Annotated in this window: 1 pseudogene; it reads left to right on the plus strand. The window is 46.6% G+C overall.

Annotated elements, in window-relative coordinates:
- Positions 1-715 (plus strand): annotated as a pseudogene (locus M595_RS28255) (polyphosphate--AMP phosphotransferase); the annotation flags it as partial.

The following is a 715-nucleotide window of genomic DNA, read 5'->3' on the forward strand; positions in this document are numbered from 1 at the left end:
AGATATGTTAATTCATACCAGCACAGGCGCGGCACCTTGGATATTGATCGAAGGCGATAGTCAACGCTATGCTCGGATTAAAGTTCTCTCGGCAATGGTTGCTACCCTCACCGAAGCATTAGATAGGCGACAGGTTCAGCTTCCGCCCATCAGAACCCCGCTACAAGACCACCTCGACCCCACTGAACCGAATCCTCTGGGACAAATTGATTTAACCCAATCTCTCTCAGAAGACGACTACAAACACAAACTTTCCCAACAACAAGCCCGTTTGGGTAAACTCCAAAGAGAAATTTATGAACAACAAGTCCCGGTGTTGGCTATTTTTGAAGGGTGGGATGCAGCAGGAAAAGGCGGAGCGATTAAACGGTTAACTGATATTTTAGATCCTCGCAGTTACGAAGTTCAACCCTTTGCCGCCCCGACGGATGAGGAGAAAAGCCATCATTATCTCTGGCGGTTTTGGCGACGTTTACCCTCTGCTGGGAAAATCGGGATTTTTGACCGCAGTTGGTATGGTCGAGTTCTCGTTGAACGAGTTGAAGGGTTTGCAACCGATGAAGAATGGCGACGGGCTTATCGAGAAATTAACGAATTTGAAGAACAACTCACCCGTGCGGGTTATGTGTTAGTGAAATTTTGGCTACATATCGACACCGATGAACAACTGAAGCGATTTCAAGCGCGTAAAGAGAACCCTTTTAAACAATATAAG

Source organism: Lyngbya aestuarii BL J, from assembly GCF_000478195.2.
Classification (GTDB): Bacteria; Cyanobacteriota; Cyanobacteriia; order Cyanobacteriales; family Microcoleaceae; genus Capilliphycus; species Capilliphycus aestuarii.